Genomic DNA, 15635 nt, shown 5'->3' on the forward strand with positions numbered 1-15635 from the left:
GTTACGTTTGAATTCAACCACTTTACACAAAGGATGGGATATCAATTGGATAAACGTCAATTTGAAATTTTAGATATGCTAGTGAGATTTAATACTGAAAGTCCACCTGGACGTAATACAGATCCATTGCAAGATGAAATCGAAACGTTACTTAAACAACTGGATTTTTCAATACAGAGAGAACAGTTATACGACAATGATAGTGTGATAGTAGCTACCTTAAAAGGGCACAATCCTAAAGCGCCAAAACTGATATTGAATGGACATGTTGATGTAGCTTCTGTAGATGACGATCAATATTGGCAGTATCCACCTTTTAAACTTACCAACAAAGATGAATGGTTATACGGTCGTGGCGTTAGCGATATGAAAGGTGGTATGTCTTCATTATTCTACGTCTTGGAGCAATTACATCAAGAGGGGCAACGTCCAGAAGGTGATATTATTGTTCAATCAGTAGTCGGTGAAGAAGTAGGTGAAGCAGGAACTAAACGTGCATGTGAAATAGGACCTAAAGGTGACTTAGCCCTTGTCTTAGATACGAGTGAGAATCAAGCACTTGGGCAAGGTGGTGTGATTACCGGATGGATTACAGTTAAAAGTAAAAATACAATACATGATGGTGCGCGTAGTCAAACGATACATGCTGGTGGGGGCTTGTTTGGTGCAAGTGCCATTGAAAAAATGACAAAGGTGATTCAATCGCTTAATGAACTTGAAAGGCATTGGGCTGTCATGAAGAAGAGCCCTGGAATGCCTCCAGGTGCGAATACAATTAACCCAGCTGTCATAGAAGGTGGACGTCACCCTGCATTTATTGCAGATGAATGTCGATTATGGATTACTGTTCATTACTTACCGAACGAAAGTTATGAATCTGTAGTTAATGAAATAGAGCAATATTTAAATAAGGTTGCAGAAGCAGATGTATGGCTCAGAGAGAATCCACTTGAATTTGAATGGGGTGGTACATCCATGATTGAGGATAAAGGAGAAATCTTCCCAAGTTTCACTGTTCCGACACATCATCCAGGTTTTAAGCAATTAGAAGAAGCACATGAACATGTTCATAATAAAAAGCTTGAACATGGTATGAGTACAACTGTAACTGATGGAGGTTGGACAGCACATTTTGGCATTCCCACGATATTATATGGCCCAGGTAGTTTAGAAGAGGCACATAGCGTAGATGAGAAAATAAAAGCAAAGGAATTAGCTCAATATAGTGATGTTTTATATACATTTTTAAAAGAGTGGTATGCACACCCACAATCCTATAAATCATAATAGATAAAAAAGAGGTACAAGCACGACTTTTATACTCACAAAATGTTGAGTTAAAGTGATGTGTTCTGTACCTCTTAATTATTATAAAGAATAACAAGTTGTATATTTATAAAAAGATATTTATTAATTTCATGTTCATTTCATATAAAATACAATTGTCAAGGTGAGTTTATCTTTTAAATGTGTTTTTTAATTTTCGCATCCAACTACCACCACGTCTAGAATGAACGGGTTGTCCAGAAGGTTGTACCGATTGTTTTTTTAGTTCTTCTCCATACTTAATTGCTTCTTGCATCAAGTAAGATTGAGAGTTTAAAGGAGATGAATTGTTTTCGACATAATGATAAACGCCTTGTGCATCTTGGTAACGACCTTTTTGGTTGTCAGATAATTGTAAATTCATATAGTTAACTAATCGTTGTCCTATTGATTTATCTTCAACAGGGAATAATATTTCGACACGTTTAATCATATTACGTGTCATAACGTCAGCTGAAGATAAATAAATATGCGCCTCACCATTATTATGGAAGTAGTAAATACGTGAATGTTCAAGTAAACGACCCACAATACTAACAACCTCTATATTTTCGCTAATACCTGGAATGCCTGGTTTAAGACAACATATACCACGAATAATGAGTTGGATTTTAACGCCTGCTTGGGATGCTTCGAAGAGCTTTTCGATAATCGTTTTATCGGTTAAAGAGTTCATTTTCATCATAATTTTACCGTTACCATGTTGTAAATGACTACGTATTTCTTTATCGATACGATCAATGAAGACGTCTCGAATATCGTATGGTGCTACAATCAATTTATTGTATTCTGGTTTTGTTGAGTAACCACTCAAGTAATTAAAGAAGTTAATTGCATCCTCAGCGATATCTTTATTTGTCGTGATGATACCCATATCTGTGTATAATTTAGCAGTTTTATCGTTATAGTTACCTGTGCCTAAATGAACAAATGACGTAAGTTCATTGTTGATGCGTTTAACGACTAGCGCAATTTTACTATGCGTTTTTAGATGTGTCATACCATAAATAACGTGACAGCCAGCATCTTCTAACATACGTGCCCAATGTACGTTATTTTCTTCATCAAAGCGTGCTTTTAATTCTACGAGCACCGTTACTTGCTTGCCGTTTTCAGCGGCTTCTTTTAAGCTGTTAATAATCGGCGAATCCTTACTCACTCGATACAAGGTTTGTTTGATAGCGATTGTATTTGGGTCATCTGCTGCTTGTCGAATAAAGTCAACTATTGGTTCAAATGATTCATACGGATGGTGGAAGAATATATCTCTTTCTAATGATAATTGATAGATATTCTTGTTGCCTAATGATCTAGGTGGTTGAGGGGTATATTTCTCATACGTTAAATATTTGAGCTTATGAGATAGATGATCAACCAATCCAAATAAGAATGTTAAATCAAGTGGACCATCTAAATAATAAATATCATTATCTTCAATTTCTAATTGATCGATTAACCATTCTACGTTCTCTTTTTCAGAAGTGCGACAATCTAATTCTAAACGTACAGCCGAACCACTCTTACGTTCTTTTAAGAAACGTTCAATTTCTATAAGCAAGTCCTCAGCGCCATCTTCATGAATGGTTAAATCTGCATTACGTGTGATTCGGAAAGTAAAAGTATTTAGTACTTCGTATCCTGTAAATAAATAATTGATGAAATACGTAATCACATCTTCTACCATGACAACGTATTGTTTTGTACCCTCATTTAAAGTTAAAAAGCGTGGAATTAATGAAGGAATTTGAACGATAGCTGAATTAATGGCATCTTCCGTATCGATATCAACAAAAATATTTAAACTTTTATTATTTAACTTTGGAAATGGATGATACGCATCAATGCCTAACGGAGTGAGTGTCGGCAGGACACTTAACTTGAACTCTTTTTCTAATTTTTCTATCAATGCATCTGATAAGTCTTCAGGTTTTACCATCTCAATATCGTAATTGGCTAATTCTTTAATTAATTCGTTATAACGTTGATATTGAGTGTTCACATAGTCTGTATTTTTAATTTTAATAGCATCAAGTTGTTCTTGAGGCGTCATTTGTGCTTTATTTTCAGGTTTGTCATATCCCATTTTGACTTGGTCTTTTAACCCAGCCACTCGAACCATAAAGAATTCATCTAAATTTGAACTGAAGATAGAAATAAAATTAAGTTTTTCAAGCAACGGATTATTTTTATCATATGATTCTTGTAATACCCTATAGTTAAAATCTAGCCAACTTAACTCCCTATTGTTGTAATACTGCGGTAAATTAATATCTTTTTCTCCCAATCGAGTTTGCATACTATACATACACCTCATTAATTTATCTTTATTATGCACCAATCTAAAATATCATAATAATTTTAAGATTTTGTAAATATAATAGAAACCTTACCTTTTAATATTTTTTCAATATGCTTTTTCTGACGATTTGCTTGGTATTCTTCTGCAATAGGTGAACCTTTGTAATAAACTAATAAATCGTATTTGTCATCTTTCTTTGCTTTTAGTTTAACTTCCTCTACAAAACTAGTATGTGAGATATTCAAGGTGTTTGCAAATTTAATAATCCCCCCTAAAGCTTGTATTGTATCTATTTCTTTATTACTAAACCACTGTGTTTCTTTGCAATAGAATTTAAGTAAAGATTTGTTTTTAAAACTAGCTAACAAAGCTAATTTCACACGATCTTTATGCGAAAAGCCGTTAATCATTGAATTTGCGATTAAGTAATACGTATGTGGTGAACTTGAGTCTGAATCAATGAAACTACCTAGGTAATAAATGTAGGCACCTTCAATAAATAATTCTTTTTCCATTGCTGAAATATTAAGTGATCGTTCACTTATAATTTGATTCAATAAGGATTGAGCTAATTTCACACGACGATTAGCACTCGTTTCTTCAATATGATATTCATTCGCTAAATGACGTAATGCATCTTTACGTACGTTACTTTTATTAAACTCATCAGGATATCGTTTGCTGATGTGGTTCATAATAAATCCTTCACGAATTCCTTTTCTTGAGAAGGTGAATTGTGTGGCGTCAATTTTTTTGAAAAGTGTTTTAAAGACGGAGATAGCTGGCAGAATAATATCGACGCGATCGCGGCTTAAACCGTCTAAATTTGTAAGTTCATCGCGAGAACTTTTACGGATTAAATCATAAACATTGTTAATATCTTTCGAAGTCATCTTATAGTTATGAACGCCACCGATAGGGTATGCATGTGCTGATTGATGAATGCGTGCAACATTACGTGCAGAACCACCTACTCCTACAAGCGCAATATGTTGGTTGGATAGCCAGTCTAACTGACTAAATTGCTCACGTAAAAACTGTTCCATATTTTTAATGGCTGTTTTGTCATTGTGTGCTTTATCACCAAAAAACTGACGCTTAAGTGATACCACGCCGAATGGAAAGCTATGAGCCTCTTTAAGTTGTTTGTCTTTGAAAAGGGTAACTTCGGTAGAACCGCCACCGATATCGACAGAAATTCCATTTTCAATATCAGTAGTATGTGTAATCGCATAGTAACCGTAAAATGCTTCATCTTCTTCAGGTACAATTTGAATTTCTATATGAATATCTTGTTTAATTTCTTTAATGATAGCTTCACGATTTTTTGATTGACGGATAGCAGCTGTTGCGATGGGATATAATGCATCAACGTTAAATTTATCCGCAACTTTTCTAAAACTGCTTAATGTTTCTTTTAAAACATGAATACCTTCATCATTCATTTCATTGGACTTAGTGAGATATTGACTTAATCGTGCAGGTGTCTTTATATTCAGTATTTCATTGAGCCCAGTTTTTTTATTGTAGCCAAATATAACAAGTCGAATCGTGTTGGAACCAATGTCTATCAAACCAATTCTTTCTTCCATGTTTGCCTCCTATAATTGAAACAATGCGTTTAAAATAATCCCTATTTAATTTTATTGTACATGATATAGATAAATTGAAAAGAACTTACAGTTAATTTTTCTGAAATATTTAAGATGATTGATAAGTAATTATATTTAAAAATTAATATTAGAAGTTAAGTGGTTTTCGGAAGTGTATTGACTCCCTAAAAAATAATAGGTTTTCCGTCTTATTCTTATCACTGTTTAAGGTGATTCACATCGTGGAAAACTAAAAACTAACATGATACTTAATTATATTAAGTATGTACAAGTGATAGGAGAGTGAGTTTGGATGGAACGTTTAGAAAACAAAATCGCAGTGATTACTGGTGCGAGTACTGGTATTGGACAAGCATCAGCCGTGGCGTTAGCAAAAGAAGGAGCACATGTGTTAGCGCTTGATATATCAGATCAATTAGAAGAAACTGTGCAGTCTATTAATGATAATGGTGGGAAAGCAACTGCATATCGCGTAGACATTTCAGATGATAAACAAGTCAAACAATTCTCAGAAAAAATAGCACAAGAATTTGGACATGTAGATGTTATTTTTAATAATGCGGGTGTAGATAATGGCGCCGGACGTATTCATGAGTATCCAGTTGAAGTGTTTGATAAAATTATGGCTGTTGATATGAGAGGAACGTTTTTAGTAACTAAATTTTTATTACCTTTAATGATGAAACAAGGTGGTTCTATTATTAATACAGCTTCATTCTCTGGACAAGCTGCCGATTTATACCGTTCAGGGTATAATGCTGCAAAGGGCGGTGTCATTAATTTCACAAAATCTATCGCTATAGAATACGGACGTGAAAATATTCGTGCTAATGCCATAGCACCTGGAACAATCGAAACACCACTTGTTGATAATTTAGCAGGTACATCAGATGAAGAAGCCGGACAAACATTCCGAGAAAATCAAAAATGGGTAACACCATTAGGTCGACTAGGAACACCGGAAGAAGTCGGCAAACTTGTAGCCTTTTTAGCTTCCGATGATAGTTCATTTATAACTGGTGAAACTATTCGTATTGATGGTGGCGTGATGGCTTATACATGGCCTGGAGAAATGTTAAGTGATGAAAGTTGGAAAAACTCTACTAAATAAAATTATAGAAAATAAAGCATGCCTAAGACATCACTTCTTGTCTCAGGCATGTTTTAATATATTGTCGGGTAATCAATGAAATAAATATAATTTTTGTTATTGAGATTTGGCAGTAAATTCTAGTATGATGTTAACTTAAATTATTTGTGCTCTAGTAATGATTATTCTGAGCAGTTTTCACACAATTTATACTGTGCATCAGCCCAACTTGATAAGTGAGTATAACCTTTTAATTCTTTAGTATTGATTTTGATGGTAATGTTTTCATCATTATTGAGTGTCTTACCACATTTTGAACAAGTCATAGCTCCAAATATAGTCTTTTTAGCTTTATTACTAGAAGAAAACATGATACGCCTCCTTCATTTACCACATAAGTGCTTGATATCTGTCATCATTTAATGAGCGAACAATCTCAGTAATTAAGCGCACTGAATTTGTATAATCATCAATGTTGAGCACAGATACATTAGAGTGCATATATCTTAATGGTACGCCGATTGTAATCGTTGGGATACCTTCATTGGCTACATGAATGCTACCTGCATCTGTACCACCACCAGGTGTTGTTGCCCACTGTACTGGAATATTATGATGCTCAGCAACGTCTTTAATATGTTTGCGCAAACCATCGTGAGCGATACTAGTAGCATCCATTAATATTGCTAATGGACCATCGCCCAACTTACCTTCATTTTTTTCACTCGTCATACCTGGAACATCGTATGCAACCCCGACGTCCACCGCGATTGCTAAATCAGGTTTAATCAAATTTGCTGCAACTTTAGCACCACGTAAACCTACTTCTTCTTGTACAGTTGCACCGGCATATAAATTGATGTCTATGTTTTCATCTTTTAGTTGTTGAAGTACTTCAACAGCGAGTGCACATCCATAGCGATTATCAAAAGCTTTAGCAGTTAAGTATTTATCATTCGCTAAAGATTCAAATTCACTATAAGGTGTAATCATATTACCTAATTCGATTCCCGCTTCTTTCGCTTCTTCTTTATTACGCACACCAATATCGATGTACATATTTTTAATATCAACTGGTTTTTTGCGTTCTTCCGGCGAGAGGGCGTGTGGAGGTTTAGAACCAATAATTCCACGTATCTCTTTGCCACTTTCAGTAGTAATCGTCACTTTTTGAGATAACATGACTTGATTCCACCATCCACCAATTGGCGTGAAATAAATGTATCCTTGTTCATCAATTTGTGTAACGATAAAGCCAATTTCATCTAAATGGCCAGAAATCATTAAAGATTTAGTTCCATGAGTAGCATTCTTTTTACCAAAAATACCACCTAATTGGTCTTCAACGATATCATCGCTCACAGGTGTTAAATAATCTTTCATTAAAGATTTAACTTGCATTTCATGTCCAGAAATACCATTAACATCTGTTAAAGATTTAAGTAACGCTTTAGATTCTGGCATAGTCATTCCTCCATTAATAAGTCTTTAAGATTAGTATAACATTCTAAATAGTGAAATTCTGAATACCATGTTTATAGATGTTTAAATTTTCGAAATAAAAAGATATTTATCTTCATATAAGTAACATATTCAAATTAAAGATGATATAATTAACATGATTAAAGATGAGAGAAGGCGACTACTATGAAAAAAGTCATATCGCTTTTAGTAGTATTAGTTATAAGTGCTGTATCTCTTTCGGCATGTGGGAAAGAACGCACAAAAACTTATGAAGGCGAAGTAAACGGAAAGCAAGTGATTACATCTTTGACATACAAAGATGATGAAGTTCTCAAACAATCTACTATAGCAACAGTTAAATATGATGATTTAGGCATCGGTAAAGATGAAGCTAAACAAATGTTTAAAAATGATGAACAAGCATTCAAAGGGATAGACGGGGTTACATATAAAACAGATTATAAAGAGCGAAAGGCCATCGAACATATCGATATTGATTATAAAGATGCCGATATAGATCAGCTTAAGAAAAATTTAGGTTTCATATCATCCGATGCAAAAAAGGGTGACCATGTTAGTATGGATAGGGTTGTCAAACAACTTAAACGTAATGGTTTAAAAGATAAAAGTAAAATGAATGAAGATAATTAAATTGAAAAGGAGTGAGACAGCATTTTGTCTCGCTCCTTTTCGATGTTGTGATTTAAGAAATTAATTTAAGTTTATAATCCTGAATGGACGTTGTAGTGCCATCTAATTGTCTATAGATAATATGGTCGGAAGTAATCTCCGTTGGACTATGAACGCCTACAGCTGCAGCGATGTTAAATAAACCTTCATGCAAACTTGTAACATAATTTGTAACACGGTATTGTTTTTCATCAACAATAAGTCCCTTTTCCTTTTTAGGATCGGTTGTTGCTACTCCAACTGGACATGTATTTAAATGACATTGTTGGCTCATGATGCAACCTACACTTATCATCATACCTCTAGCAATATTGACGAGATCCGCACCTAATCCTAATGCAATAGCGATTTTATCTGGAGTCACTAATTTACCGGACGCAAAAATTTTAACCTTGTTTCTTATGCCATACTTTTCTAACATACTTGAAACGATAGGAAGTGCTGTAAATAACGGTAAACCAACACCATCTTCAAGCTCTTGGAAGGTAGCGCCTGTACCACCTTCACCACCATCAACAGTAATAAAGCTTGGATAGGTGTCTATCTCTACCATTGTTTTAACTAACGCCTCTATTTCTTCAACTTTACTGACAACAATTTTGAAGCCGACAGGTTTTTGACCTATCGATTGTAAATGATTAACGAAATTCAGTAAATCTGTTGGATTTTTAATAAAATCAAAACGATTAGGTGAATTAATAGTTTCATATGGTTTCACATTTCTAATGCGTGCAATCTCTTCTGTGACTTTGTTTCCCTCCATATGCCCACCACGTGTTTTAGCACCTTGAGCTAACTTAATTTCAAATGCGCGTACATTATTGTGTTCGGCAAGATTGATAAACATGTCTCTATTAAAATTGCCATCATGATCTCTTACTCCAAAGAGTCCTGGACCAATTTGATAGATGATGTCACCATTACCTTTCAAATGATATTCAGATAATCCACCTTCACCTGTATTCATCCATGTACCAGCTTTAGCTAACCCCATTGACAGTGCAGTAATTGCATTTTTACCTAAAGCGCCATAACTCATCCCAGATTGACCAACTAAGCGTTTGATTTTAAAGGGATGCTTAAGGTTAGAGCCCAATACTACTGCATGTTCATCAGTTAAGAAAAACGGATCAACCTGAGCGCTTTTTCTGTATTCTTCTCTACTAAATAGGCGCTCATTCTCAATATGATATAAGAATGTAGAAATGAATTCAGTATGATCGATATGTAATTCAGTTGCTTGAAGTGGGAACATCGTATTTTGAATATAAAATCCCTCTAAGTAATCTTTCCCTGTACCAAAACTGGTCATTCTTGATTTATATTTTCCAGCTAAAACGATGTTTTTATAATCACTTCGTGAAAAAGGTTTTCCTTCATTATCGTTAGCGAAGAAATATTGTCTTAATTCGGGACCGATTTTTTCAGAAATATAACGGATTCGACCCAAAACAGGAAAATTTCTTAGTACACTGTGTTGATTTTGACCTTTATCTTTAAATAACCAAATAACCCCAAGAATCATAATCGTTAATAACACAATCATGATGATAATATTGACTATGAATTGCATGACAGTTAAAACTGACATAAACAATACCCCCTAAAAACGTTTTCAATATTATGATACAACAATGTATGCGTTTTACAATGAAAGTCTAATAGAAAAACATTAAAATTATTGTACGGCTATATTAAGATGAAAATAAATGTTTTATGCGAGAAGAGGGACAATATGGATATTAAACAATCTTCAGAGAAACAAGGTCGACCGCATCATTTATCAGACAGTAGGACAGTTTTAAAAAGAAATTTTATATTAATACCAACTTATATTTTATTACAAAGTATCATACCAATCATTGTTGTTTTCGGCTCATTAGGGATCACTGCCATGATAACACAACAGGCACCACCACAATGGTTGTATCATTTTTCATTAAGTTTAAGTTTTGTGATTGCTCAAGGTCTAATATTAATTATCTTTTATAAAATGCATCAATCTGTAATAAATGATGTGATGAAGCAACAATGGATAATTGCAAAGAATAAAATAATTAAAATTGTAATAGTTGCGATTGTCGTATATTTATTATTACTTATAATTCGGGTGATTGGAACATCATTACCTAATCATTTAAGTTATCATCTCACGCAATACGAACAACGTACGCTAGGGCTATTTAAATCACCATATGTGTTGTTAGTTACTTTTATATCCATGGTATTCTTACGTCCAATGGTAGAACAAATCATTTATAGATATCTCATCATCCATGAATTAGGAAAAGTATGGAATAGACAATTTGTAATTGGTTTGTCTATTCTTATTGAAACGATCGTACATGTTTACGACATGGCATCGATTTTTGAAATTTTTCCATATATCGTTATTGCTTCAGCAGCTACAATACTATATATTAAATCGCGGGATAATTTAATTGTCGCTTATATATTTCAAGTGATTTTGCAATGTATCCTTTTTATAGAAATTTTATGTAAGTATACCAACTTTTAAGAAGAAAAGTTTGGAATAGGAGTTTATTATGTCAAAGGAAGTACAACATTGTTATTGTCAAACTCAAACTACCGTTGAGGAAAAATTTAAATTAAAGAAAATAGTCAAAAGGGATTTTTTGCTTGTTCCTCTATATGTTTTGGCAATTTTTATTTTACCTGATTTGTTCGCTAATATTACAACGTGGATATTAGCTATAGTTAATGGTTATTTATCTGAAGATTATTTAAATAGCTTTTATAATGATGCAAGTACTGTATATGCATTTGTCGGAGAGGCAATTGTTATTCTTATTTTTTATTTATTGCATAAAAGAACGATGATAACGACTGCAATGACTAAAATTAAAGAATTAAAAAAATATATACCATTACTTATTATTTGTGCGTTAAGCACAGAGGTTTTTACAAGTCTTTGGGAATATTCAATTGATTTTTTACCTGAACAATATCAATATTATGAGACAGTTAATGAAGAAGGAATTGAAGAGTTATTTACACATACGTGGATAACACCCATACTATTTATAGATATTGTTATTTTTACACCAATCATTGAAGAACTTTTATTTCGTCATTTAATCATTCATGAACTAGGTAAAAAATTAACTTATGGTTTGATGTATATTGTGTCAATAGTGGGATTTACATATTTTCATTGTACTGATGCAGTTTCACCATTTGAAGCAGGACCTTACTTTATTGCAGCAGTCGTATTTGTTATAGGTTACCATTTTAGCCACCGTAATTTAGCAGTACCCATTGCTTTGCATATGATTACAAATTTAATAGCATTTTAAACAGTACTGCTACTTATACGATTGCGTTTAAGTAAACTATTACTTCGTATTAGAACCTAACAACCGCAAATAAACTATTTCAGATAAAAATTATTAACATAGAAAAATTAGTTATGTCATTGATGAATTAAAGGAGTATTTAATGAAGGATAACACGTTCACAACAAGAAAAATAATTAAAAAAGACTTTTTGCTTGTTCCATTATATTACATATTTTATATATTCATCCCTTTACTTATGGGGCATACCCTCATTAAAATTTTATCATTTGTGGGTTTCAATTTAACTAAAAACGAGACGGATATACTTTTTTTAGATATAACCTCTTTAACAACATTAGTCGGGGAAATAATTATTCTTTTATCATTCTATTTAATGCATAGAAAATCTATTATACCTATAGCAATTGCAAGGATTAAGGAATTAAAAAAACATGTAGCTCTTATAGTGATTTGTTTAAGTTTTATTTTTTTAATGAGTGATATCTACGATAATGTAATATATTCATTACCAGAAAAATTTCAGTATGATGAAACTGTAAATCAAATGGAAATTAATAAGATGTTTACTCATAAATGGATGTTACCGTTTTTGTTTTTAGATATTACAATACTCACACCTTTCATTGAAGAGTTACTAATGAGACATTTATTAATCCATGAATTAGGGAAAAAATTGACATATGGATTAATGAACATTGTATCTGTAATTATTTTTGCTTATCTTCACTGCACGCAAGCAAAGTCGCCTTTTGAAATAGGGCCCTACTTAATTATAGCTATAGGATTAGTAAGCGCATATCATTTTAGTGGTAGAAATTTAGCAGTTGCTATACTAGTGCATATGATTTTAAGTGTGGTTGCATTTATAAGTATGTATACATCTATAATATAAGTGAGTGATTGAGTACAATAATTTAACAGGTACAAACTTAAATTTAATAATATTAAAATAGTCAAAATAGGGAATAGAGTTTAGTAATGTCGATATAAGGATGTGTTTAAATTGCTACTTAAGGTTGAACATCTTACATACAAGGTTGATAATCGTACGATTTTAGATGATATTAATTTGAATATTAATAAAGGAGACACGATTGCTATTGTAGGACCTTCTGGAAGCGGTAAGAGTACTTTACTCAAACAATTGAATCATTTAATTAGTCCCACGAGTGGAGATTTATATTTGAATGATCAATCTTACTTTAATTATAAGCCGGAAGAGATAAGAACACGTGTGAGTTATTTAATGCAACAAAGTGAGTTAATCGGTTATACAATTGAAGATAATATGAAATTTCCTGCTGAGGCTAGAAGTGAAGCTTTTGACCGTGATAAAGCGAAACAACTCATCTCTCAAGTAGGATTAGGTAATTATCAGTTAGATGCTCAAATTGAGCACATGTCTGGGGGAGAGCAACAACGTATTACCATCGCTAGACAACTCATGTATGAACCTGAAGTTTTATTATTAGACGAAGCTACTAGCGCTTTAGATACACATAATAAAAAGAAAATTGAAGAAATTATATTTAAACTAGCAGATAAAGGGATTGCCATTTTGTGGATTACGCATAGTGATGACCAAAGTATGCGTCATTTTAAGCGTAGAATCACAATTACTGACGGTAAGATATCGAGTGATGAGGAGTTGAATGGTAATGAGTAATACAGCACTTTGTCTGACAGCACTTTTATTACTAATCCCTATCTTTATTTCTTATAAAGAAGGATTACATATTATCAAAGATTTAGTTATTGCTACAATTAGAGCAACCATACAACTATTGATTTTAGGCTTTTTATTACATTATATTTTCGAAATTAATGAAAAATGGTTATTAGTGCTATGTGTGTTAGTCATTATTATCAATGCATCTTGGAATACAATAAGTCGTGCTTCACCTGTCATGCATCATGTTTTTTGGATATCATTTGTGGCTATATTTGTGGGAACAGCGCTACCATTGGCAGCAACTGTTGCTACAGGTGCAATTAAATTTACAGCGAATGAAGTGATTCCAATTGGAGGTATGTTAGCTAATAATGGTTTAATCGCGATTAATCTCGCTTATCAGAATTTAGAAAGAGCATTTGTTCAAGATGTTTCTGATATTGAATCCAAACTTACGTTAGCAGCGACACCTAAGCTCGCATCAAAATCATCTATTAGAGAAAGTATACGCTTAGCGATTGTTCCTACAATTGATTCTGTAAAAACATATGGTCTAGTTTCAATTCCAGGTATGATGACAGGATTGATTATCGGAGGCGTTGACCCACTTCAAGCAATTAAATTTCAATTGCTTGTCGTGTTTATTCATACAACAGCGACGATTATGTCTGCACTCATTGCAACGTATATGAGTTACGGTCAATTCTTTAATGCTCGTCATCAACTCATTGCTAGAACGCAACGCACAAGACAAAGTAGTTAAATATAGTTGTTAACCTACACAGTACAGCTTTAAATATTATATAATAAAACAGTTATAAACAATGATAAGTTTGTAGCTGTTTTATTTTAGTCAAAATCAATAGTTACGTTATTACTTTGAAAGGGGCATCTAGTTGTTATGACTGTCGCACGCACAACAACATTTATATTAAGTGTTTTCATCGTAGGTATGGTTGAGATGATGGTTGCAGGTATTATGAATTTAATGAGTCAAGATCTTCATGTTTCTGAAGCGGTGGTTGGGCAACTGGTAACGTTGTACGCGCTTACCTTTGCGATATGTGGTCCGTTATTAGTGAAGTTGACTCATCGGTTTTCTTCGCGATCAGTATTATTATGGACGTTAATTGTCTTTATCTTCGGGAATGGTATGATTGCCATTGCGCCTCATTTTGGAATAATAGTTGTAGGACGTATTTTATCTTCTGCCGCAGCTTCACTCATTATTGTGAAAGTTTTAGCACTCACAGCGATGCTCACATCAGCAAAAAACAGAGGTAAAATGATTGGTATTGTTTATACAGGTTTTAGTGGGGCGAATGTCTTTGGTGTTCCCATCGGTACAGTGATTGGCGACTGGGTAGGATGGCGATTTACATTTTTATTCATTATTATTGTAAGTGTATTTGTTGGTGTTTTAATGTTAATTTATCTACCAAAAGAAGATGAATTGTCACATCCAAATCAAACACCTCGTTCATCTAGTATTGAATCACAAACTGGCTCAAGCGTCATAAGACCTCGTGAGGTTTTTAAATATCTGATGATTACATTTTTAGTGCTGGTTGCTAATTCTGTAACTTTCGTGTTTATTAATCCATTAATTTTATCAAATGGACATGAAATGTCTTTTGTGTCTTTAGCACTACTTGTTAATGGTGTAGCAGGTGTGATTGGTACTTCATTAGGCGGTGTTTTATCTGATAAGTTTACTAGTAAGCGTTGGTTAATAATTTCGATTTCAATATTTATAATAATGATGATAATTCTTAACTTATTATTACCAGGAACAGGATTATTATTAGTTGGCTTATTTATGTGGAATTTAATGCAGTGGAGTACAAATCCAGCTATTCAAAGTGGTATTATTGAACACGTCGAAGGAGATACAAGCCAAGTGATGAGTTGGAATATGTCGAGTCTCAATGCCGGTATTGGCGTTGGCGGAATCGTAGGTGGACTCGTTATGACACATTTATCAGTGGAATATGTTACTTATACTAGTGCATTGATAGGTTTAATTAGTCTTATCATTGTATTCACTTTAAAAAATAGACATTATGCTAAAAATTTATGACTGGAAAAGGTGTGCACGATAGCACATAGAAGTATCTTTATGATATTAGATTTGTGTATGCTATCAGTGCCTTTTTCAGTC

14 protein-coding genes are annotated in these 15635 nt (G+C 33.3%); 9 read left to right on the forward strand and 5 right to left on the reverse strand.

Annotated features, from left to right (window positions below):
* Positions 1-33: 33 nt before the first annotated feature.
* A complete protein-coding gene (locus tag FNL83_RS02310) occupies positions 34-1287 on the forward strand; it encodes an acetylornithine deacetylase (RefSeq protein WP_080035452.1) in 1254 nt (417 codons plus the stop codon).
* A 169-nt stretch (positions 1288-1456) separates the two neighbouring features.
* Here the strand turns inward: FNL83_RS02310 and FNL83_RS02315 are convergent, their stop codons facing one another.
* Together FNL83_RS02315 and ppx are read right to left on the reverse strand one after the other, a co-directional pair.
* Positions 1457-3622: an RNA degradosome polyphosphate kinase gene (locus FNL83_RS02315; protein WP_002470194.1), complete on the reverse strand. Its 2166-nt coding sequence runs from the start codon at positions 3620-3622 to the stop codon at positions 1457-1459.
* Positions 3623-3684: 62 nt separating this feature from the next.
* The gene (ppx, locus tag FNL83_RS02320) at positions 3685-5217 is read right to left on the reverse strand and encodes an exopolyphosphatase (RefSeq protein WP_002495515.1); all 1533 of its coding nucleotides are present in this window, start codon (positions 5215-5217) and stop codon (positions 3685-3687) included.
* 313 nt (positions 5218-5530) lie between these two features.
* Here ppx and FNL83_RS02325 point away from each other — a divergent pair, with 313 nt between their 5' ends.
* The gene (locus tag FNL83_RS02325; RefSeq protein WP_054828575.1) at positions 5531-6349 is read left to right on the forward strand and encodes an SDR family oxidoreductase; all 819 of its coding nucleotides are present in this window, start codon (positions 5531-5533) and stop codon (positions 6347-6349) included.
* Positions 6350-6510: 161 nt separating this feature from the next.
* Here the strand turns inward: FNL83_RS02325 and FNL83_RS02330 are convergent, their stop codons facing one another.
* Complete coding sequence (locus tag FNL83_RS02330) at positions 6511-6699, reverse strand: hypothetical protein (protein WP_002438227.1); 189 nt, start codon at positions 6697-6699, stop codon at positions 6511-6513.
* A 16-nt stretch (positions 6700-6715) separates the two neighbouring features.
* Complete coding sequence (locus tag FNL83_RS02335) at positions 6716-7792, reverse strand: M42 family metallopeptidase (RefSeq protein WP_002456044.1); 1077 nt, start codon at positions 7790-7792, stop codon at positions 6716-6718.
* Between the two features lie 183 nt (positions 7793-7975).
* Here FNL83_RS02335 and FNL83_RS02340 point away from each other — a divergent pair, with 183 nt between their 5' ends.
* Positions 7976-8443, forward strand: a complete 468-nt coding sequence (locus tag FNL83_RS02340) for a YehR family lipoprotein (RefSeq protein WP_002438231.1) — start codon at positions 7976-7978, stop codon at positions 8441-8443.
* Between the two features lie 52 nt (positions 8444-8495).
* On the opposite strand, the gene FNL83_RS02345 is transcribed toward FNL83_RS02340, so the two are convergent.
* A complete protein-coding gene (locus FNL83_RS02345; protein ID WP_002438233.1) occupies positions 8496-10073 on the reverse strand; it encodes an FMN-binding glutamate synthase family protein in 1578 nt (525 codons plus the stop codon).
* Positions 10074-10217: 144 nt separating this feature from the next.
* On the opposite strand from FNL83_RS02345, the gene lnsB reads away from it, so the two are divergent.
* From lnsB to FNL83_RS02375, 6 genes are all read left to right on the forward strand, one after another.
* Positions 10218-11000, forward strand: coding sequence for a CPBP family lipoprotein N-acylation protein LnsB (lnsB, locus tag FNL83_RS02350; protein WP_018113891.1), 783 nt, complete (start codon positions 10218-10220; stop codon positions 10998-11000).
* Positions 11001-11028: 28 nt separating this feature from the next.
* A complete protein-coding gene (locus FNL83_RS12020; protein WP_002468221.1) occupies positions 11029-11799 on the forward strand; it encodes a CPBP family intramembrane glutamic endopeptidase in 771 nt (256 codons plus the stop codon).
* 142 nt (positions 11800-11941) lie between these two features.
* Positions 11942-12694 carry a CPBP family intramembrane glutamic endopeptidase gene (locus FNL83_RS02360; RefSeq protein WP_002469047.1) on the forward strand — a complete coding sequence of 251 codons (753 nt, stop codon included), beginning with the start codon at positions 11942-11944 and terminating at the stop codon, positions 12692-12694.
* A 111-nt stretch (positions 12695-12805) separates the two neighbouring features.
* The gene (locus FNL83_RS02365; RefSeq protein WP_001831406.1) at positions 12806-13468 is read left to right on the forward strand and encodes an ABC transporter ATP-binding protein; all 663 of its coding nucleotides are present in this window, start codon (positions 12806-12808) and stop codon (positions 13466-13468) included.
* A complete protein-coding gene (locus FNL83_RS02370) occupies positions 13461-14237 on the forward strand; it encodes an ABC transporter permease (RefSeq protein ID WP_002458165.1) in 777 nt (258 codons plus the stop codon). Before FNL83_RS02365 ends, FNL83_RS02370 begins: the two co-directional genes overlap by 8 nt.
* 138 nt (positions 14238-14375) lie before the next feature.
* Positions 14376-15554: an MFS transporter gene (locus FNL83_RS02375; protein WP_002456659.1), complete on the forward strand. Its 1179-nt coding sequence runs from the start codon at positions 14376-14378 to the stop codon at positions 15552-15554.
* The last annotated feature ends 81 nt before the right edge of the window (positions 15555-15635 follow it).

It is taken from the genome of Staphylococcus epidermidis, from assembly GCF_006742205.1.
In the GTDB taxonomy this organism is placed as follows: Bacteria; Bacillota; Bacilli; order Staphylococcales; family Staphylococcaceae; genus Staphylococcus; species Staphylococcus epidermidis.